The sequence below is a fragment of the Brevibacillus halotolerans genome (assembly GCF_026891775.1).
GTDB classification, from domain to species: domain Bacteria; phylum Bacillota; class Bacilli; order Brevibacillales; family Brevibacillaceae; genus Brevibacillus_B; species Brevibacillus_B halotolerans.
In genome coordinates, this window is record NZ_JAPTNK010000008.1 from 171,319 (window position 1) to 192,851 (window position 21,533).

Consider the following 21,533-nt stretch of genomic DNA (forward strand, 5'->3'; position numbering starts at 1 on the left):
CAAAAGAGGCACATTTTTCCAAAAAATAGTTTATTTACACCATACCTTTATTAATAATTTGAATACTGTAAAGGAGAAAGGAAGGTGTTATTGCGTTGGATAATCGTTTTGAAATTGACAAGATTTACAACAGCATTATTCAATCGGAGTTAAATCTTTATTTAAGAAAAGATCCACTGTCTGCGCATAGACATTGTAGCCACAGTTCTTCTACCACTTGCAGATCTACGTTTATTACCTTTATTGAATGCCCGACCGGTCCAACTGGTCCAACCGGAGCAACTGGAGCGACCGGCCCAACTGGTCCAACTGGTCCAACTGGTCCAACAGGAGCGACCGGGGCGACCGGAGCAACCGGAGCGACCGGAGCAACCGGGGCGACCGGAGCGACCGGAGCAACCGGAGCAACCGGAGCAACCGGAGCGACCGGAGCAACCGGAGCGACCGGAGCAACCGGAGCAACCGGAGCGACCGGAGCAACCGGAGCAACCGGAGCAACCGGAGCAACCGGAGCAACCGGAGCGACCGGAGCAACCGGAGCAACCGGAGCAACCGGAGCAACCGGAGCAACCGGAGCAACCGGAGCAACCGGAGCAACCGGAGCGACCGGAGCAACCGGAGCGACCGGAGCGACCGGAGCGACCGGAGCAACCGGAGCAACCGGAGCGACCGGAGCAACCGGAGCGACTGGAGAAACTGGAGCGACCGGAGCGACTGGAGCAACCGGAGCAACCGGAGCGACTGGAGCAACCGGAGCAACCGGGGCGACTGGAGCAACCGGAGCGACCGGAGCAACCGGAGCGACCGGAGAAACTGGAGCGACCGGAGCGACTGGAGCAACCGGAGCAACCGGAGCAACCGGAGCAACCGGAGCAACTGGAGCGACTGGAGCAACCGGAGCAACCGGAGCAACCGGAGCGACTGGAGCAACCGGAGCAACCGGGGCAACCGGAGCGACTGGAGCAACCGGAGCAACCGGCCCAACAGGTCCAACCGGCCCAACAGGTCCAACCGGAGCTCTTGCTACGAGTACGTTTGCCTTTGCAGCGAATTTAACTGGTGGACTTATCGCTGTATTGATAGGTGGTACACTTGTTCCATTCCCTGACGCTCAGGATATTGGACCAGGAATTACAGTCAATGCGACTAGTGATACCTTTACTGTAGCAGCCGCTGGTAACTATTTCATTTCTTACACTATTAACCTTTCTGTTTCCCTTCTTGTAAGCTCGCGTATTTTAGTAAATGGTGTTCCAGTACCGGGTAGTGTCGTTTCACCAATAGTTGGTATAACCTCATTCGAAGCACAGGTAATTGTTCCTGTACCGGCTGGAGGAACCATTCAGGTACAACTATTTGGTGTAGCAGCGATAGCCACTTTAGCCGCCACTATACCAACAAGTATTACGATTATTCGTTTAAGCTAAATCAGGATCAATATGTTAAAAAAGCTGCTCTTCTAAAATAGGAGAGCAGCTTTTTTTAGACATACCTTCATGTGAATAATGCTTAATGAACAGTTACGAATTTCCTATAAATTTCATGTTGCCATTTTGTCCAAAATTAGGAAATAATAAGTATATACCACATACCATATACCTCTTTTGTTTTTACTCCTATTATCTTACTATCAACAGCTTCTCAACGTGTAAAGCCAACCAAGAAAGAGTATGCCACATAGCTATATTTTTATGAATAGATATCATCCTAAATTTTTAAAGAAGTCCTCTAATGTTTATAAATAAACTAATTGTTATTTTTATCATGTCATTTTTATTAGAATTTATCTATATTATATCTGCATAAATAAATATATGATTATTTACACATATAATTGTATGGGAGAGTTGAATATCCTGAATAATTATAATATAGTGCCAATTATAATAAGTAGATATATAAGTATTGATAAGGTGTCTTTGCTTGATTTTGCTATGTATTACATAAGGAATGGAAACTATTGAAAAGAGGTGACAGGCTATGTTTCAATTAGAAACAAACAGAATGATCTTGCGAAAAATGAAGTTGTCAGATGTGGAAAAATTACGCAGGATATTTACTGACCCTATTGCTATGCAGTTCTATCCATCTACGAAAAATGAAGAAGAGACGGTTGCATGGATCAAGTGGAATCAGGGGAATTATGAAAAATACGGAATAGGATTTTGGATTGCTGAGAATAAACAGGATGGGGAATTTATAGGGCAATGCGGCTTGGTACCTCAAGAAATTAATCTTCAACAAGAAATTGAAATTGGTTATTTGATTGTCCGTAAATATTGGGGACAAGGATTAGCTACAGAATGTGCAGTTGCTTGTAGAGAATATGGTTTCCATAAGCTTGGCCATGACCGTTTGATTTCACTTATTGATAAAAGGAACATAGCGTCCAGACGTGTTGCGGAGAATGTCGGTATGACATGGAAAAAAGAAATTAGTAAATGGAATAAAACGATACAATTATACAGCATAACCAAATAACAGATATGCCCAGAAGGAGAAAGTCATTGTTAGCATCAATTTTCTTATTTATCACAGCCGGTCTAGCTGAGATTGGTGGCGGCTATCTGGTTTGGCTATGGTTACGAGAGGCAAAACCAGCCTGGTATGGTCTTGTAGGGAGCATCATTCTTATCGCTTATGGGATTATTCCAACTTTGCAGAGATTTCCTACATTTGGACGAGTATATGCAGCTTATGGAGGAGTATTTATTATCCTAGCGATTATTTGGGGGTGGTTAGTAGATAAAAAGACCCCAGATATGTATGACTGGCTAGGAGCAGCGATTTGTATAGCTGGTGTGGGTGTTATTTTGTGGGCGCCTAGATCATAGGGGCATGGTTTCTATCTTAATGTAAAGATAGAGACCATGCTTATTTATGTGGCATTTTTAAAATAAATATGGTAAAGTTTAAATCCTACTTTACATATAGGAATTAATGTATTATAACTTGAATATGCTTTAGTTACCTTCATGAGAATTTATCAGACAGAACGGAGGGAATCCATTGTCAACAGTTTGGATTTTACTTAATATTGCTATCATGTTACTCATTATTTTTGGACTATATACCATGCAAAAGAAACATATCTCCTTTTCGAAGCGTGTGTTTACCGCACTGGCTGTTGGGATTGTCTTCGGAGTGGGCTTACAGCTTACCTATGGAGCAAAAACAGACATTATAAAGGATTCGATAGAATGGTTTAACATTGTAGGTAAAGGCTACATTAAGCTTTTACAGATGATTGTAATGCCGCTGGTATTTATATCCATTTTAGCTGCTTTTACAAAGGTTAAGCTAACGAATAATATCGGAAAAATTAGTTCCTTAATTATTGGTATCCTAATTGCAACCACTGCGGTATCTGCCGCTATTGGGATTGGAACAACACTCGCCTTTCATTTAGAAGCTGTTCAAATTCAACAAGGCGACCAAGAAACAAATCGAGCTGCTCAACTAGAAAAGACGTTTGGTCAAATTCAAGATTTATCTCTTCCTCAGAAAATCGTGGAATTATTACCGGCCAACCCGTTTCTTGATCTAACAGGCCAACGTTCTACTTCTACGATTGCAGTTGTTATTTTTGCTGCCTTGCTTGGCATGGCGTTCTTAGGTGTAAAGGGGAAACAACCGGAACACGCTGCATTCTTTGCCAAAATTGTCGATACATTTTATACGATAATTATGCGGGTAGTGAGCATTATTTTACGCTTAACTCCTTATGGGGTACTAGCTCTCATGACCAAAGTAACGGCTACTAGCGATTACTTAGCAATTCTTAAATTAGGAAAGTTTGTGCTTGCTTCCTATGTCGCGATTCTTATTATGTTTGCTATCCATCTGATTTTACTTGCTGTTACTGGACTTAACCCTATTTCTTATTTGAAAAAGACGTTTCCTGTTTTAACTTTTGCATTCACTTCACGTTCAAGTGCAGGAGCATTGCCTTTAAACGTAGAAACGCAACGTGATAAATTGGGAGTACCGGAAGGCATAGCTAACTTTGCTGGATCTTTTGGTTTATCCATTGGTCAAAACGGTTGCGCAGGTATTTATCCAGCCATGTTAGCTGTGATGATTGCCCCTACAATTGGGATTGATCCATTGACGCCTTCTTTCATCGTATCTCTTATAGCTGTCATTGCGATTAGTTCCTTTGGAGTTGCAGGCGTAGGTGGTGGAGCCACTTTTGCTGCTCTTCTGGTCCTCTCTACAATGAACATGCCAATTGCATTAGCTGGTTTGTTAATTTCTGTAGAGCCATTAATTGATATGGGACGTACAGCTCTAAACGTGAGCGGCAGTATGGTAGCCGGTGTGATCACTAGCCGTGTAACGAAAGAGTTAGACACCAATATTTACAATGAACAAACGCAAAAACATGTAGAAGCGTAAGACCATCGGATTGTTTACTTACAGCCTTTTCGCTTTGCTTCTTTTTCAAGTGTCGTCCCGAAACAATTCCTTTGTTCGTGGCGGCACTTTTTTTGTAAGGTTGACAAGCCAGGAACATCTCACTATAATTCTGAACAATAAGTATTGGAATGTTATGAAAAAATATGCATGAAGCCGTGAAGAGGAAGAGTAAAAGAAAGCTCTAGTGTCAGAGAGCCGTCTCAATGTGCTGCGAAGATGGTCGCTATCTTTCCTTGAAAATCACCTCAGAGCTTTGTTGTGGAACAGATCAGTGCAGAGCAGAAGCAGGGGGAGAGTCAGAGCTTACCGAAACTCTCAATCTCTGCGATCATTAGTACATGACAACGAATTGTCCACGTTATCGGACTAAGTCTATTTGAACCTTCTTGAACGTATGTGGTGTATGGATCGCTTTACATGCGAGTCATGAAGGAAGGGGGAATTAGACTTGTGGAGTCCGTTTTTGTGAAGAAACGGAGAATGCTCAGTGGTATCGCGACTCTCGCCTAAGCAATGGAAGTAAATTCTTTCATGCTGGGCGAGTTTTTTTGTTATCGAAAAAAATAGAGAGGCGGAGAAACTGATGAATGTAACAACCAGCAAGCTAACCATAGAAGATATTCTAGTGGCGAGTCATCTATTGCGAGAAGTTATTGTCAAAACACCGCTACAGTACAATGCCGTTTTGTCAGATAAATACCAATGCAATGTATTCTTAAAGCGGGAGGACTTACAGGTTGTTCGTTCCTTTAAATTGCGCGGTGCTTATTATCTCATGCGTACATTATCGGATGAGCAAATGAAACGTGGTGTCGTTTGTGCTTCCGCAGGTAATCATGCACAAGGGGTTGCTTATTCCTGTAAAGCTTTAGGAGCTCGCGGTACGATCTTTATGCCCAGCACAACACCTCGTCAAAAGGTGTCTCAGGTGAAGTTATTCGGCGGTGATCAGGTTGAGATTGTATTAGTGGGTGATACCTTCGATGATTCTTTTTCTGAGGCGATCAAATATGGTAAGGAACATGACATGACGTTCATTCATCCATTTGATCATGAAAAAATTATTGCGGGTCAAGGCACGGTAGGCATGGAAATCCTAAATGATATGACAGAAGCGTTGGATTACCTGTTTGTAGGTATCGGAGGAGGAGGCCTGGCGGCAGGTGTTGGAACTTGTGTCAAGGGGATTAGCCCTCTAACCGATGTCATTGGAGTAGAGCCCCAAGGAGCGGCTTCTATGAAGCAGTCTTTTAGAGAGAATCAAGTGATCGCTTTGCAAGAGATTGATACATTTGTGGATGGGGCTGCGGTTAAGCAGGTAGGGCAGCTCTCATACGAGCTATGTAAAGAGGTGCTTGACGATATTGTCACGGTACCAGAGGGAAAGGTATGCAGTACAATTCTTGATTTATATAATCAAAATGCAATTGTAGCTGAGCCTGCCGGGGCACTTACCATCGCGGCACTGGATAAGTACAAGCATAAAATTAAAGGGAAAAATGTGGTCTGTATCGTTAGTGGAGGAAATAACGATATTGATCGCATGCAAGATATTAAGGAACGGTCTTTAATCTATGAGGGACTCAAGCATTACTTCATCATTAACTTTCCTCAGCGTGCGGGGGCCTTGCGGGAGTTTCTTGATGAGGTGCTAGGGCCTACAGATGATATTACTAGATTCGAATATACCAAGAAAAATAATAAGGATAACGGACCTGCATTAGTTGGCATTGAATTAAAGCAAAAGGATGATTATGAGGCATTAATGGAACGAATGAAGCAAAAGAACTTCCCTTTCATGGAAATCAATCATCATCCTACTTTGTTTAACCTACTCATTTAGTAGAAATGGATGCAGAATTTTCTTATTAGAAAGAAAAATGGGCCCCCGACATAACATCAGAGGGCCGCTTCTATTAGGGAGCTAGATGATGTGGTACGTTTTATTATCCTCTGGAGATCCATTACTCATGGGCTTTCTTTTAATCCGCAGGAAGTAATAGAGTAAACAGAATAGAGCGAACACTCCGCCGCAATATAAGGCAATCCGCTGATCTTTATCAAAGGCTAGGCTGATAAGTACAACTAGGTTGAGTGTCAAACTAATTAAGGGCAGGATTGGATAAAACGGAGTCCGGAATTTGAGATCTTTTAGCTTCCCACCATTTTTTAGATAATGCTTACGGAATGCTAATTGAGAGGCAGAAATTGAAATCCAGCCTACCTGTGCTCCTAATCCTGCAAGGGAGATCAACCAGAGATATACGGTATTTTCAGCATACACGCTGGAAAGCAAGGATAGCAGGGAAATGGAAAATGTGAGTAATAGGGCGTTCATGGGGACGCCTTTTTTGTTTACTTTGCCGAGTGTTGGACTGGCCATTTCTGTTTTAGATAAAGACCACAGCATTCGAGTGGCCGCATATAAACCGGAATTAGCTACAGATAGTAATGCTGTTAGGATAACAAAATTCATAATATCGGCGGCATATGGGATACCAATTTTGTCGAACACCATGACGAATGGGCTTTCAATCACTCCTGCTTGTTGATGGGGAATCAGGCCGGCTAAAATCGTAATCGCCAGCACAAAAAAGATGAGTGTTCGCCAAACGGTAGCTCGAATTGATTTTGGAATGTTTTGCTCTGGATTGTCACTTTCACCAGCAGCAATGCCAATGAGCTCGGTTCCCTGAAAGGAGAAATTCACCGTAATCATCGTAAGCAACAGACCAGTAATTCCATTAGGCAGCCAGGAGGTTTCGGCAAAATTGCTTAGCAGGGGAGCAGCTTCGCCACTGCTGAAGGGAATGATACCAAACATTGCACCTCCGCCGAGCACGATAAAGGCTAAAATAGCCGCTACCTTGAAACTGGAGAACCAGAATTCAGTCTCACCAAAAGCTTTAGCTGACAGGGCATTAAGTAAAAAGAGGATGACGCCAAAAATAGCGCACCACATCCAGACGGGTGAATCTGGAAACCAACGTTGCATGAGTAGACCAGAAGATAAAAGCTCCAGAGCTACTGTTACAGCCCAGCCCAACCAGTATATCCATCCAATAGTAAAACCCATTGCTGGACTAATAAATTTAGTTGTATACGTCTGGAACGAGCCAGATACAGGCATAGCAACCGATAATTCACCGAGGCAGAGCATGGTGAGATACATGATAAACCCACCTACAAGGTAGGAAATGATGGCTCCGATCGGACCTGCTTGGCTAATGGTATAGCCGGAGCCTAGAAAGAGTCCTGTGCCAATAATTCCGCCGAGTGAGATCATAAATAAGTGTCTACTTTTCAGCGTGCGTTGCAATTCATGAGAGGAACGTTGTGTGGACATGTCCTTCTCTCCTTTCTATGATCTCACAGTGAGATGTATGCGTTTACGGAGAAAATATTATGCAACATTCGTACCAATTAAAATATTCCGAATTATAAAGATAAATAAAAAGGGGTGCAAAAAAAATTGTCGGTTTTTGTTTGAAAAACTTTGCTGCCAATTTTTTTTGCATGTTGATACTTATTGATTTTCTTGTTGTAAACGGCGTAAGCGATATTGCAAACTTTGTCGACTCATCCCTATATGTTCTGCGGTATGGGATATATTTCCTGCAAACTGATCTAATTTTTTTTGAAGATAGATCGCTTCAAAGGATTGTAGCACTTCTTTTAGTGATAAAGAATCCTGCTGTAAGAGGTGTAGGGTATCTTTCATATAAGACTCGTGCAAAATTGGTTGAGTATTGGTGGTTCCTGTCGAATAGGCTCTACTAGACGGAATAGATGACAAAGGGGCTTCTCTATGATCTATCCCCTTTTGTTCCTGACCCCCGAAGGCTGGCGAAGAAGGAATGGATGTTGATCCTGGTAGTTTACGCCGAATATGGTGGAGAGGTAGATGGTCAAGTGCAATGCTGGTTTCATCGGTTAGCATTAAATTCATCGCACCTTCAATGAAGTGTTCTAATTCACGAACATTTCCAGGCCAATCATAATCTCCAAAAAAACGTTGTACGTCGTCGGTTATACCTACTACATCCATTTGAAACAGGCGGTTATATTTTTCGATGAAATGAGTAACTAAAGGAGGAATATCCTCACGACGTTCACGCAGCGGCGGAATGAGCAGGGTGACCACACCTAGACGATAATATAAATCCTTGCGCAATTTGTTTGCTGAGATTGCTTCGATTGGGTCCTCATTAATGGCGGCGATAATGCGTACGTTAATGGTACGATCCTTGGTATCACCGATGCGTCGGATGGTTTTCTCCTGCAAGGCGCGCAACAATTTGGCTTGAAGGGATAGGTTAAGCGAATTTAGTTCATCTAAAAACAGGGTTCCACCTTCTGCTTGCTCAAATAAACCAGGTCTTTCTATGGCTCCCGTAAAGGCACCCTTTGTTGTGCCGAATAATAGTCCCTCGATTAAGCTGTCAGGGAGAGTTGCACAATTTTGCGAAATAAAAGGGGACTTGGCTCGCATGCTTGCATTATGAATGCTTTGCACAAACAACTCTTTGCCAGTTCCAGTTTCTCCGACAATCAGAACGGAGGAGGAGGTGCGTGCTACTCGATTTGCATGTTCAATCATTTCACGAATGGCAGGACTATTTCCAATAATGCTGGCAAAGGTATAACGAGTGTTACCCATCTCTTTTTTTACAAAATAATTTTCACGTATCATCCGCTCCATTTTGGTTACATCATTAGCGATTTCCACTGCTCCAATATTTTTTCCATGTTGTTGCAAGGGGAGAGTGTTGCTAATGGTAGTAATCTCTTGTCCCTTTCCGTTTAAATAGGTTTGTCTGATTTGGCGCAGGCTCTCTCCCTTATGTAGAGCTTGAAGTAAGGTGCTTTCCTGATCAGGGGAAAATTGAAAAACGTCTAGCAGCTTTTTGCCAAGAACATCTTCTTTTTGCATGCCTTCTAGTTCTGCCATTTTACGATTATATAAAATAGAGGTGCCATCCGCGTCGATCACGTGCACACCTTCATTCATTTCGTCCAAAATATGAGCAACCATTGCAAGAAAGGTTGTTCCGTCCATCAACCGAGAAGTGGACATAGCAGCTCACCTCAATTCGTCATTTTATCAATTTGGTGTAGTCATTCTAACATAGATAGAGGGAGGTGCAAAATATTTTTGCTAGGGAAGACCTTTTGCAATTGTTTGTGCAAATTTTTTTTGCGTAGTAAGCTCATTTCGTGCAAGAAACGCTTGATTTTTTACAATTTTTTGCTGGCATAGAAAATGCATAAAAATATAAGCAGACAGATATAGGGAGGTTTATTATGACAACGACAAAACAAATTATTGATCAGACAGAACGGTTCGGAGCACATAATTATCATCCATTGCCGATTGTTATTTCCAAAGCAGAGGGCGTCTGGGTAGAAGACCCTGAGGGCACTCGCTATTTAGATATGTTAAGTGCCTATTCTGCCTTGAATCAAGGACATCGCCACCCAAAAATCATTCAAGCGCTGAAGGATCAAGCGGATAGAGTAACCTTAACCTCGCGAGCCTTTTACAACGATCAGCTTGGTCATTTTTATGAAAAAGTGGCTACCTTGACAGGCAAAGATATGGTCATACCAATGAATTCGGGAGCAGAAGCGGTAGAAACAGCAGTTAAAGCAGTACGTCGTTGGGCGTATGATAGTAAAAAAGTACCGGCTAATCAAGCGGAAATTATTGTGTGTGAAGGGAACTTCCATGGACGCACAGTAACCATCACCTCCTTCTCTTCCGCAGATGAATATAAACGCGGATTTGGACCATTCACCCCTGGCTTCAAGGTTATTCCGTACGGTGACAGCAAGGCATTAGCAGAAGCGATTACTCCTAATACGGCCGCTTTTTTAGTAGAGCCGATTCAAGGAGAAGCTGGGATTGTCATCCCAGAGGAGGGCTTTTTACGTGAAGCGCGACGTCTCTGTGACAAGCATAATGTTTTGCTGCTAGCAGATGAAATCCAAACTGGCTTTGGACGTACAGGAAAAATGTTTGCCACAGATTGGGAAGGTATAAAAGCAGATATGTACATTATGGGTAAAGCGTTAGGCGGCGGGGTTTTCCCAATCTCTGCTGTAGCCGCTGACAGCGAGGTATTAGGCGTATTCGAACCAGGCTCCCACGGGTCTACCTTTGGTGGAAATCCACTAGGCTGTGCGGTAGCAGTGGCCGCGCTGGAAGTATTGGAAGAAGAAGGATTAGTGGAACGCTCCCTAGAGCTTGGCGCTTATTTTATGGAAAAAATAAAAGAGATCAAGAACCCGCATATGAAAGAGATTCGTGGTAAAGGGTTGTTTATCGGATTAGAGCTGGATACAGCAGCACGTCCGTATTGTGAAAGCTTAAAAGCATTAGGCTTGCTGTGTAAGGAAACGCATGATACGACGATTCGTTTTGCACCGCCGCTTGTTATCACGAAAGAAGAGCTGGATTGGGCGATTGAACGAATTAAGCAAGTATTGGCGTAAAGCGAAAGAAGAGCTAGTTACTCATAAGGAAAAAGAGCCAGAATGTCTGGCTCTTTCTATTTTTTCTAACCTATTGCTACTTTTTATCTGTGAGATTTACTTCCCAATCGACATTTCTATATTCCTTTTTAGCAAAGTGATATTTGATAGTCAGCTCTTTTGGCATGGTAGTTAGCTCGTGAATAGTTAACGTGTTATCAGAAGATTGATAGATACGATAGGATTTACCGGTTTCATCGATTGCTCTTTGCATCGATGTTTTCACAACGTTCTTGCCTAAAAAATTACGAGATAGATTGTTGTATGCTATCATAGCGTTGAGACTTTTGTGAGCGGAGGGATAGATATGACGTTACATATGACAGATGGAGCAACATTGGCAAACGGAGTAGTAAAGCCGTGGCTAGGGCTTGGAGTCTATAAGGCAGAAGACGGCGCTGAGGTGGAGAAAGCCATTCATATGGCGCTGGAGGCTGGCTATCGCAGCATCGATACAGCGGCAATTTATGAAAATGAAGCTGGAGTCGGCAAAGCGATCCGAGATAGTAAAATTCCACGTGACGAGATTTTTGTCACGACAAAGGTGTGGAACACGGAGCAAGGCTATGAGTCAACCTTACAAGCCTTTGATGCTAGTCTTCAAAAATTAGGCTTGGATTATATTGATTTATATTTGGTGCACTGGCCGGTTCCTGGTAAATATAAAGAGACGTGGAGAGCGTTGGAGACTCTTTATAAAAAAGGGCTTGTCCGTTCGATTGGTGTAAGTAATTTTCATATTCATCATTTGGAAGATTTGTTGTCAGTATGTGAAGTGAAACCGATGCTGAACCAGATAGAGATGCATCCCTATTTAATACAGAAGGAATTGCGTCAGTACTGCGAGCAGAACGGAATTTATGTAGAGGCTTGGCGTCCTCTGATGCGAGGTAATCTGGAGGTTCCTCTGCTGCAAGAAATGGCAGAGCGCTATCAGAAAACTCCTGCTCAAATCGTGTTACGCTGGGATTTACAGCATAATGTTCTGGTTATACCTAAATCTGTGAAAAAAGAACGGATTATTGAGAATGCGGGTCTGTTTGATTTTGAGCTTACGGATGCAGACATGGCGCTGTTAGACGGATTGAATCGAGATCAACGTTTCGGCCCCGATCCCGATCACTTTGATTATGAATAGATAAAAAAAGAAAAAACATTTCACGTGTCCATGAAGTAGGAACGTGGAATGTTTTTTGTTTACAGTATCATTTGATCAAAACGATAGCTGTAAACGAGCTGGGCAGGCAGAATTTTTATGTCATAGACTTCTGTGAATGGTAGCTCGATCTCATCGACTTGGATGAAAGTTTTTTTATCAATGATCTTAATACTGGCGTTCTTTTCCGTGGTCAAATTACGCGGCTGACTAACCCCCAGAAGAATGTAATCATCTGTAAAGCAGAGCCCGCGTGGATATCCGGGATGGAGTAATGAATGAGTCTGATCATCCTCTTGTATTAAAAGACGTTGTAGTCCTGAATCGCATACATACCGACGATTCCCTTCTGCTTTCGGAGTATGGGGATGAGTCAGCTCCAACCAGAGCTTTTCCTTCGTTTCCACATCCATGATAAAGCCATTGTAAAGAGGATCGTTATAATAATCTCCGTGTTTCATTCCCTCACAAAAGGCAGATACCACCAAACGGCCATTCCAGAAATCAATACAGTTTACATGCCAAGAATCTCCTTCACCAGGAAATGACCATCGTTGCGTAATGTTCCCAGTATCCGTACAAAGCGAAACAATTTCATTTGTGCCAGTAGATACAGCATATAACACATCATCTCGTACCAGCAGATCATGGATATCGGCCAGATCATGATTAATCAACTTTTTTTGAGCACCATCAGGGTGATAGAACATGAGTAAAGCTGAATCAGCAAGGTGAAAAGAACGTATGACAGATGAGTTGTGTAGGGCAAGTCCCGTTGATGAGAAGTTATCAAATACGTGCATTACTCTGTTTTCATAACAAGCCAAACCACCACCGTTAGGGGCGCTTATTAAAAGGGCTTCAGATAAAGATAACATGTCAAATCCCCCTTTTCTACACCGGAATTTTGCTTGTAATGGACTGCCAGCTATCTTGCTCATTTTCCTTACTACTATATTCAAATATGTAGGAGCCGACACATTATTGGGACAGAAGTAAGCGGCCCGTCAAACCGAGTGGAACAAGCCTAACAATGGTACAAGCAACTGTGCATAATGTAATAAAAAAAGAGGGAGAGAGTGAGGAAGTGGGTAATCAACCGACTGATCATACGCAACAGATTGTGTGGCAAACGTCAACAGTAACACAACAGGAACGCTTTGGACTAAACGGCCATAAAAGCTGTGTGCTATGGCTAACTGGATTATCCGGATCAGGGAAGTCAACGATTGCATTTGCTGTTGAGCGGGCACTGTTTGCTCAAAAAATTCGCTCCTATGTGCTGGATGGCGATAATATCCGGCATGGTTTGAATAAAAATTTAGGATTTAACAAAGAAGATCGGCAAGAAAATATTCGCAGGGTAGCAGAGGTAGCCAAGCTGTTTGTGGATGCGGGGCTTATGACTATCGTTTCGTTTATTTCCCCCTATGAAGAAGACCGACAAATGGCTCGAATGCTGTTTGCTGATCAGGTTTTTTATGAAATCTATATAAAGTGTCCGTTAGAGGTCTGTGAGCAAAGAGATCCGAAGGGCTTGTACAAAAAAGCGAGAACGGGAGAAATAAGCCAGTTTACAGGAATTAGTGCGCCCTATGAGCCGCCGGTTAATCCTGATTTCATTTTAGAAACCGCCCATTGTTCAATTGAAGAAGCTGTAGAATCGATTCTTGTATTGGTTCATAAACAAGGGAAAATATAAACGGTTTATGGTCTTACCAATAGCAAAACAATGGAGAACAGAAATAAAGGATTGTGTAAAAGAAACTAGATTTGGTTGAATCCGAGAGAAATAGACCAATAAGAAGGCTTGTAGGGGTCATAGATGGAATATAACAAGTCTTTCGGATTAGACAAGGTAGGAATGTGGATAGCTATCAGGATCAACTAAGTAAAAATCTTGTAATTTATAAAACAACCTTATGCTTTTTATCAAAACAGCGTATAATGGAGAAGTCTGTTTACCGCAACCAGACAACCAGAAGAATTCCATGCCTTGGTGCATGGGAGAGGTTCGCGAACTCCCTCTATAAAAAACTACCTGGGGACAAGTTTCATATGAAAGTTCAAGAACGCTCTTTCTTCGTAGACCCTTGAAGACAACGATTCTTCAAGAACACGAAAGGGATGAAGCGAGATGAAAAAAGACAAAGCGGTGGTTGTATTTAGTGGTGGCCAAGATAGCACAACGTGTTTGTTTTGGGCATTAAAACAGTTTGGTGAGGTGGAAGTAGTCACTTTTGATTACGGCCAGCGTCACAAGCAAGAAATTGAATGTGCGCAGCGAATTGCCAAGGAACAAGGTGTAGGGCAGACGATTATGGATATGAGTCTGTTAAACCAATTGGCTCCTAATGCGTTGACACGCGATGATGTCGCGATTGAACAAGTAGAAGGTGAAATCCCCAATACATTTGTGGATGGACGCAATCTGCTCTTTTTGTCGTTTGCAGCGGTCTACGCTAAGCAAATTGGCGCTCGACATATCATCACGGGTGTTTGTGAAACCGATTTTAGCGGGTATCCAGATTGTCGAGATTCCTTTATCAAATCACTCAATGTCACGTTGCAGTTAGCGATGGATTATCCATTTGTGATCCATACACCACTTATGTGGCTAAACAAAGCGCAGACGTGGAAGCTATCCGATGAACTGGGTGCGTTTGAGTATATCCGTGAAAAAACCTTGACCTGCTACAACGGAGTGATTGGCGATGGATGTGGGGAATGCCCTGCCTGCCAGTTGCGTGCCGCAGGTCTGAAAGCATACGAAGAGGAGCGAGCGAACAATGGGAAACTTCTATGATTTTCGTATTGTCGAACGCTTGCAGCGATATGAACAGGATATCCAGAAAAAAGAGCTGCGTTATCATCAAAAGCGAGTGCTGGTAAGTAAAGAATTCACTTTTGATGCCGCTCATCATTTGCATGCTTACGAAGGGAAATGTAAGAATTTACATGGACACACCTATAAGGTTGTGTTTGGTATTAGTGGTCGTCCCAATGAAATTGGGATTACCGTAGACTTCGGGGACATTAAAACGATCTGGAAGGAACAGATCGAGGTTTATTTAGATCATCGTTATTTAAATGAAACGTTACCACCAATGAATACAACAGCAGAAAATATGGTAGCGTGGATTTTTGAAAAAATGGAAGAGTCGCTTACCAATAGCTCTATTTATCTCGAACAGGATGTACGTGTGGAATTTGTACGGCTATTCGAGACACCGACTAGCTACGCCGAAATGCGCCGGGAGTGGATGTATCATGAGTAGCATTCCTGTGCTAGAAATTTTTGGCCCGACAATCCAAGGAGAAGGAATGGTTATTGGGCAAAAAACTATGTTTGTACGCACGGCTGGCTGCGATTATCGGTGCAGTTGGTGTGATTCTGCTTTTACATGGGATGGCTCGGCTAAAGAGCAAATCAGCATGATGACAGCGGAGGAAATTTGGAATCAGCTACAGGAGCTTGGCAAAGACTGCTTCTCGCATGTCACGATCTCAGGGGGCAATCCGCTATTGCTGGCCCCGCTTGGAGAACTAGTCCAGTTGCTACATTCTCATAACATTCGCATTGGTGTGGAAACCCAGGGGAGCAGATGGCAGGAATGGTTAGCTGAAGTGGATGATATCACCTTATCCCCGAAACCGCCTAGCTCCGGGATGACGACAAATATAGACCGACTGGATGAAATAGTTGCCAAGCTTACTGACAACCCTCTTCCATCAACTGATCAACACGTTAGCATGAAGGTGGTTGTATTTGACGATGAGGATTTCCAGTATGCAAAAGAATTACATCAGCGTTATCCGCAAGTGCCGTTTTATTTGCAAGTAGGGAATCCTGAATTGGCTGATATTGAAGGTGAACGAGAAGACTTGCGTGATCGGTTACTACAATCATTGGAATGGTTAGTGGACAAGGTAGCCATGAGCAAAGAGTTTAACAATGCCAAAGTTCTACCGCAGCTACACACCCTGCTGTGGGGCAATAAACGAGGCGTGTAATATCGTCTGACCGAAATGTGCCTTGCAGATGTGAGAAAAAGAGCTAAAGGAGTTTCATAAAGATGACCCATAATAATCAATCTACCAACCCGCAATTAAAAGATTTAACGCTGCTTGGCAATCAACAGACAGCGTATCATTATGAATATAATCCAAATGTTTTAGAAGCATTTGACAATAAGCACCCATATCGTGATTATTGGGTAAAATTTAATTGCCCCGAATTCACCAGCCTCTGTCCAATGACAGGTCAGCCAGATTTTGCAACCATTTATATTAGTTATATACCTGATAAGAAAATGGTTGAAAGCAAATCCTTAAAACTGTATCTATTTAGTTTCCGTAATCATGGTGATTTCCATGAGGATTGCATGAATATTATTATGAACGATTTAATCAAGCTAATGGACCCAAAATATATTGAGGTATGGGGGAAATTCACTCCACGCGGAGGTATTTCGATTGATCCCTATTGCAATTACGGGAAGCCAGGCACTAAATTTGAAGAGATGGCAGAGCATCGCATGATGAATCATGACATGTATCCGGAGAAAGTGGATAATCGATAGAATGAGCATTATATAGCAAAAGAGGCGGTCTTCATCCCGATTTTGATCGGAGATGGGCCGCCTCTTTTAACAATTCGACTATCCTAGGGTAATCTGCTCTCTCTCTAGCTTTTTACGATACACTATTCTTGAGATTCCAATGCTTAATTCGTATAACCCAATCAGCGGTACAAGTACCAAAATGTCCGATATGATGTCGGGTGGAGTTACCGAGATAGAAATGATGGATAGTAGAAAATAAGCGGGCTTGCGTAATTTTGCTAACCGATGCGGATTCACAATACCCAAATGACTGAGAAATAAAACCACCAGTGGAAGCTCGAATAATACCGAGAAGGGTAGGCAAAAAGCGAGCATAAAGCTGAAATAGTCGCTAGCCGTAATTAAGAGCTGAAAGTTATTGTTGGACAATCCAAGCACGAATTGATACACCATAGGGAACAAGATAAAATAGGCAAACATTGCCCCGCTGATAAACAACAGAAACAGAGCGGGAATATACATCAATGTTACCTGACGTTCTCTAGTGGTTAAAGCTGGAGAAACAAAGCCCCATATCTGAAAAGCTGCAAACGGAATCGTAATCGCGACGGCGGCCCATGCAGATAGCCTCATATAAATGGTTAGTACATCGGTAGGGCCTAAGATGGTCAGCTTTTCTCCAGAACGATTCGTGAGGAATTGATAAATAAAATCTACATATAAAAAGCAGACAACAAAGCTGATCAAAAATGTGGCAATGACAATAATAATCCGTTTTCGCATATCGCTTAGATGGTCGAAGATATGACTTGGAGTGTTGGAAGGGTCCAATGAAATTCTACCTCTTTCAACTAGATTCGAACAAACCAATTTAGGAAACCTCTTTTTTAGCTGGCTCCATAGCTTTTGTTGCTTCTGGCGTTTTCGCTGGTTCTGAGGACTGATCCGGTTCCTCGTCCTTGGTTAAATCCTTGGCTGCTGTTTTAAATTCACTGAGGGTACGTCCAAAGGCACGACCAATCTCAGGCAGCTTGCTAGGGCCAAAGATAACCAATGCAATAATTAAAATCAGGATAAGACCTGGAATCCCAATAGATGATAGCATGTGGATTTATCTCCCTTTCTTAATATAGAGTGTCTATCTATCTTCAAAAGGCAGGTGTAGCGGCTAAAATCCATGAATAGCAATTACTCCTGGCAAGGCGAGAGAGGATGCTCCGCGAGGCCAGTGACTGGTTGGCTTATCGTAAGACTCTAAATTTTCGCCAGGATGCTGAACGGATAAAAATAAAGTTTTTTCATCGGGTGTAAACCAAGGTCCTGTCATCTCCGCACCAACTGGGGCTGAAGCAAACTGACTAGCTACGCCTTTATGCTCACCAGAAGTAGGAATAAAATAGACTCCATTATTCCCAAAGGCACGGTAGATTCCCGTATTCATAGAACCAGAGGAGATGTCAGTCACGACCCACAGATTGCCTGCACTATCAAAGGCCAGATTATCTGGAGCCGCAAAGCCACTTTGCGGACCACCTGTCGCAAAAATTTCAAAATCAAATTCTACGCCAGCGTGATCGTTATTCTTTTCAAACAGGCGCATGATATGACCATAAAAGTTACTATGATTTTTATTGTTTGTTAGGGAAATAAAGATAGAACCATCAATCGGATGAACCTCCACATCTTCGGGACGGTCCATTGGTGTCCCACCAGCTACTTTTGCAGCGATGCGACAGTTAATCAACACATCTGCTTGGGAAGTAAATTGCGGTTTTTTGTCTTTGTCCACAGCTTTTTGCAAGGCTTCTGTCTTGTGGTAATCGAGAGCTATCCATTTCCCCTTTGCAAAATTGGCCACATACAGCGTGCCTTCCTCTAGCAGCTTGCTGTTGGCTTTACCTTTAGCCTTATCGTACTTATTTTTAGATACATATTTATACACGTACTGATCAGTCGCATCATCGCCCATGTATACCACTAATTGACCGCCAGGAGCTAGTGTCATAGCGGTATTTTCATGTGAAAAGCGTCCAAGTGCCGTATGCTTTTTAGGAGTAGAGCTTGGATCGAATGGGTCCACCTCCACTACCCAGCCATAGTGGCGCTCATCAGCAAGCTTGCAATCGGTGACCACATCCTGAAAATTCTCTTCACAGGATAAAATAGAATTCCACAGGGTGACACCGCCAGAGCAGTTGGCAAATGTACCGACTACTTCTTTCGCCAGGCTAGCGGCAGGGCCTGTCATGAGGTGTTTGGTTAATCCGCTAACACGGCGACCATATTTGGAGGTAGGAACCAATGTCCACTTACCTTGCTCCTTTTTAATTTCAATGACAGACCCACCTAATGCGTACAGGTATTTACTGATTTGTTCTTGCGTGCGTTTATTATTTTGGGGATCAGCGTTTAGGTTATCATAGCCATTTACATAGTATTCTAGCTCACCGCAATATTCATGATTCGTCCAGAGTAAACCATGATCTGATTTTCCGTTCATTGGCAGGAAACAGTTGAAATCAGCATTAAAACCAAAAGTATCGCCGGAAGCGTTAATTTTATCACCATAAAGGGCAATGACATTGTAAGTGAAGCCTTGGGGAAGAATGACGTCATCCTTTGTGCTTGGTTTAATCGGGGTGAATTTCGGATGAAAGGCTTTAGGAGGAGATTGAAGGCCAAATAGATGATCTGCTGTTTTCCCAGAAATGGACTCTCCTTTGGCAAGGGCCGGAATCCCTGTAGCTAATGAAGCGAGAGCAGCGGTGCCGGTTCCAAGAAATGTTAAAAACTGACGACGGTTTACTTCCATTGGTTGAATCGCTCCTTTTCCTTGTTAAAAGCTCGTTTTCGCTTTTCATTGTAAAGAGCTTGTCAGGAGATGAGGTTAAGCTGGGATGAAGATTCTATGAAAGAAAAACGAGTTTTTTTACAAAAGGAATGATAGTGATAGGAAGAGAGGAAAAGGCTGGAGCTTATTAATGGACGGGATTTTAGGAAAGATCAAATGGGGTAAAAGTAACGAGAATTATTAAAAAAGTATAGGCAGTGTAAAGAGTTATGATAGAGGCTTTTAAAAAAATTAACATTCAATTTCTAAGCTTGTCTATTCCTTTTCTAATGCATATGTTGAACTGCCCATCGAAAATCCGGAGTCGGTTATTTCTGAGGTCATTATGTTTTACGAGCAAAGAGGCCTAATTCCTAGATTTTATGTTAAAAATGTAGAGAAGGATTTGCTGTTCCTTCCATTACGAAAAGAACAAGTGGGCATAAAGATACGACCGTGTTAGGAAATATTGCCATGTTACCCAAATTTAGAGGGAGGAGACTCATTCGTCAGCTCATTATTCATATGCAAAAGGAAGTGGGAAAAGCATAGCCGCGGTACGCGGTGAAGGATGATGAACGAGCGCTGAGTACGATTGTATCGTTTTGGACATACTAAAAGTAACATTTTTTGAAAGAGTCTGAATTTCTTGTGATAACATTCACAGATGCGAGGATTCATGCTAAAGTAGATTACTAGAGATTGTGATGAAATCGGTCTATGCTGATTCTTCATTAATCGAGAGAGACAACGAAAGACAAACAACAAGATAGGATAAAGGTGATCATATGGCAATCGTACTATCCGTAAACTGTGGTAGCTCCTCTTTGAAATACCAATTGTTTGACATGCCTTCTGAGCGTGTATTGGCAAAAGGTCTAATGGAGCGTATTGGCATGGAGGATTCCATGTCTTCATTCCAAGTAGGCGATGGAGAGAAGCTAAAAGAAACGCTTGATCTGAAAGACCATGAAGTAGCTGTAAAAAAACTAATTGCTTTGTTAACTGATCCAGAAAAAGGCGCTATTAAAGATATTACAGAATTAGATGGCGTTGGTCATCGTGTAGTTCACGGCGGCGAGACTTTTAAAGATTCTATATTGGTAACAGATGAAGTAATTAAAAAACTAGAAGAGCTTTCTGAGCTAGCTCCTCTACACAACCCAGCAAACATCATGGGAATTACTGCATTCCAAAAAATTCTACCGAGCGTTCCTGCGGTTGCAGTTTTTGATACAGCTTTCCACCAAACTATGCCTGCTAAATCTTACTTGTACAGTATCCCAACTGAGTACTATGAAAAGTACGGTATCCGTAAATACGGTTTCCACGGTACTTCTCACAAGTATGTAATGCAGCGTGCTGCTGAATTATTGGATCGTCCAGTAGAAAAACTACGTTTGATTAGCTGCCATTTGGGTAACGGTGCTTCCTTGGCTGCTATCTACCGTGGTAAATCCATTGATACATCCATGGGCTTTACACCACTTGCTGGTTTGCCAATGGGTACTCGCTCTGGAGATATCGACGTAGCATTGCTTCCTTATCTACAACAAAAAACAGGTCTTTCTGTTGACCAATTAGTAGATGTTCTAAATAAAAAGTCTGGTCTTCTAGCTGTTTCTGGCTTGTCCAGCGATCTTCGCGATATCGAGTCTGCAGCAGAGAACAATGACGAGCGTGCCGAGCTATCTCTACAAATCTTTGTAGAAAAAATCCGTAACTACATCGGTTCTTATGCTATGCAAATGAACGGTGTAGATGCAATCATTTTCACAGCCGGTATTGGTGAAAACAGTGATATCATCCGTGGTCGCGTATTGGATAAATTAGAGTGGATGGGTGTATACTTCGACCGTTCTAAAAATAACGTACGTGGTAAAGAAACTGATCTTACTTTCGATCATTCTCCAGTTAAAGCTTTCATTATCCCTACAAACGAAGAGGTAATGATTGCTCGCGACACAATGAAATTTGCTAAACTATAAGATATAAAATGAAAAAACTCTCCTAGCGCTTTGTTGAAGGT

General features: G+C 42.4%; 20 protein-coding genes. 13 read left to right on the top strand and 7 right to left on the bottom strand.

Features of this window, described 5'->3' with window-relative positions:
• Positions 1–95 precede the first annotated feature (95 nt).
• The 5 genes from O0550_RS12465 (at position 96) to ilvA (ending at position 6,262) form a co-directional block, all read left to right on the top strand.
• Positions 96–1,427 (top strand): BclA C-terminal domain-containing protein, encoded by a 1,332-nt coding sequence (locus O0550_RS12465; RefSeq protein WP_258426456.1) that lies wholly within the window; start codon positions 96–98, stop codon positions 1,425–1,427.
• A 553-nt stretch (positions 1,428–1,980) separates the two neighbouring features.
• Positions 1,981–2,481 carry a GNAT family N-acetyltransferase gene (locus O0550_RS12470; RefSeq protein WP_003345053.1) on the top strand — a complete coding sequence of 167 codons (501 nt, stop codon included), beginning with the start codon at positions 1,981–1,983 and terminating at the stop codon, positions 2,479–2,481.
• A gap of 26 nt (positions 2,482–2,507) precedes the next feature.
• Complete coding sequence (locus tag O0550_RS12475; RefSeq protein ID WP_258426457.1) at positions 2,508–2,834, top strand: YnfA family protein; 327 nt, start codon at positions 2,508–2,510, stop codon at positions 2,832–2,834.
• 175 nt (positions 2,835–3,009) lie between these two features.
• The gene (locus O0550_RS12480; protein ID WP_258426458.1) at positions 3,010–4,398 is read left to right on the top strand and encodes an L-cystine transporter; all 1,389 of its coding nucleotides are present in this window, start codon (positions 3,010–3,012) and stop codon (positions 4,396–4,398) included.
• 604 nt (positions 4,399–5,002) lie between these two features.
• Positions 5,003–6,262: a threonine ammonia-lyase IlvA gene (gene ilvA / locus O0550_RS12485; protein WP_181748741.1), complete on the top strand. Its 1,260-nt coding sequence runs from the start codon at positions 5,003–5,005 to the stop codon at positions 6,260–6,262.
• Positions 6,263–6,343: 81 nt separating this feature from the next.
• On the opposite strand, the gene O0550_RS12490 is transcribed toward ilvA, so the two are convergent.
• Both O0550_RS12490 and O0550_RS12495 read right to left on the bottom strand, forming a co-directional pair.
• Positions 6,344–7,765 carry an amino acid permease gene (locus O0550_RS12490; protein WP_035319090.1) on the bottom strand — a complete coding sequence of 474 codons (1,422 nt, stop codon included), beginning with the start codon at positions 7,763–7,765 and terminating at the stop codon, positions 6,344–6,346.
• A 180-nt stretch (positions 7,766–7,945) separates the two neighbouring features.
• Positions 7,946–9,496 carry a sigma-54 interaction domain-containing protein gene (locus tag O0550_RS12495; RefSeq protein ID WP_003345041.1) on the bottom strand — a complete coding sequence of 517 codons (1,551 nt, stop codon included), beginning with the start codon at positions 9,494–9,496 and terminating at the stop codon, positions 7,946–7,948.
• 227 nt (positions 9,497–9,723) lie between these two features.
• Here O0550_RS12495 and O0550_RS12500 point away from each other — a divergent pair, with 227 nt between their 5' ends.
• The gene (locus O0550_RS12500) at positions 9,724–10,914 is read left to right on the top strand and encodes an ornithine--oxo-acid transaminase (RefSeq protein ID WP_096888142.1); all 1,191 of its coding nucleotides are present in this window, start codon (positions 9,724–9,726) and stop codon (positions 10,912–10,914) included.
• A gap of 76 nt (positions 10,915–10,990) precedes the next feature.
• On the opposite strand, the gene O0550_RS12505 is transcribed toward O0550_RS12500, so the two are convergent.
• A complete protein-coding gene (locus tag O0550_RS12505) occupies positions 10,991–11,167 on the bottom strand; it encodes a hypothetical protein (protein WP_258426459.1) in 177 nt (58 codons plus the stop codon).
• Positions 11,168–11,260: 93 nt separating this feature from the next.
• On the opposite strand from O0550_RS12505, the gene O0550_RS12510 reads away from it, so the two are divergent.
• The gene (locus O0550_RS12510) at positions 11,261–12,091 is read left to right on the top strand and encodes an aldo/keto reductase (RefSeq protein WP_258426460.1); all 831 of its coding nucleotides are present in this window, start codon (positions 11,261–11,263) and stop codon (positions 12,089–12,091) included.
• Positions 12,092–12,150: 59 nt separating this feature from the next.
• Here O0550_RS12510 and O0550_RS12515 read toward each other — a convergent pair whose 3' ends face one another.
• The gene (locus tag O0550_RS12515; protein ID WP_258426461.1) at positions 12,151–12,987 is read right to left on the bottom strand and encodes a TIGR03032 family protein; all 837 of its coding nucleotides are present in this window, start codon (positions 12,985–12,987) and stop codon (positions 12,151–12,153) included.
• Positions 12,988–13,142: 155 nt separating this feature from the next.
• Between O0550_RS12515 and cysC the strand changes: the two genes are divergently transcribed.
• The 5 genes from cysC (at position 13,143) to queF (ending at position 16,692) form a co-directional block, all read left to right on the top strand.
• Positions 13,143–13,811, top strand: coding sequence for an adenylyl-sulfate kinase (gene cysC, locus O0550_RS12520; RefSeq protein ID WP_258426462.1), 669 nt, complete (start codon positions 13,143–13,145; stop codon positions 13,809–13,811).
• A gap of 435 nt (positions 13,812–14,246) precedes the next feature.
• Complete coding sequence (gene queC, locus O0550_RS12525; RefSeq protein ID WP_101667400.1) at positions 14,247–14,915, top strand: 7-cyano-7-deazaguanine synthase QueC; 669 nt, start codon at positions 14,247–14,249, stop codon at positions 14,913–14,915.
• Positions 14,899–15,387: a 6-carboxytetrahydropterin synthase QueD gene (queD, locus tag O0550_RS12530; protein WP_003345030.1), complete on the top strand. Its 489-nt coding sequence runs from the start codon at positions 14,899–14,901 to the stop codon at positions 15,385–15,387. Before queC ends, queD begins: the two co-directional genes overlap by 17 nt.
• Complete coding sequence (gene queE / locus O0550_RS12535; protein WP_035319086.1) at positions 15,380–16,123, top strand: 7-carboxy-7-deazaguanine synthase QueE; 744 nt, start codon at positions 15,380–15,382, stop codon at positions 16,121–16,123. Before queD ends, queE begins: the two co-directional genes overlap by 8 nt.
• Before the next feature lie 62 nt (positions 16,124–16,185).
• Positions 16,186–16,692: a preQ(1) synthase gene (gene queF, locus O0550_RS12540; RefSeq protein WP_003345027.1), complete on the top strand. Its 507-nt coding sequence runs from the start codon at positions 16,186–16,188 to the stop codon at positions 16,690–16,692.
• A 78-nt stretch (positions 16,693–16,770) separates the two neighbouring features.
• On the opposite strand, the gene tatC is transcribed toward queF, so the two are convergent.
• The 3 genes from tatC to O0550_RS12555 form a co-directional block, all read right to left on the bottom strand.
• A complete protein-coding gene (gene tatC / locus O0550_RS12545; protein ID WP_096888162.1) occupies positions 16,771–17,505 on the bottom strand; it encodes a twin-arginine translocase subunit TatC in 735 nt (244 codons plus the stop codon).
• A 40-nt stretch (positions 17,506–17,545) separates the two neighbouring features.
• Entirely contained in the window at positions 17,546–17,779 is a 234-nt protein-coding gene (gene tatA / locus O0550_RS12550) for a twin-arginine translocase TatA/TatE family subunit (RefSeq protein ID WP_003335530.1), read from the bottom strand.
• 63 nt (positions 17,780–17,842) lie between these two features.
• Positions 17,843–19,486, bottom strand: a complete 1,644-nt coding sequence (locus O0550_RS12555) for a PhoX family protein (RefSeq protein WP_258426463.1) — start codon at positions 19,484–19,486, stop codon at positions 17,843–17,845.
• Positions 19,487–20,292: 806 nt separating this feature from the next.
• On the opposite strand from O0550_RS12555, the gene O0550_RS12560 reads away from it, so the two are divergent.
• Positions 20,293–21,492, top strand: a complete 1,200-nt coding sequence (locus O0550_RS12560; RefSeq protein WP_003335528.1) for an acetate kinase — start codon at positions 20,293–20,295, stop codon at positions 21,490–21,492.
• The last annotated feature ends 41 nt before the right edge of the window (positions 21,493–21,533 follow it).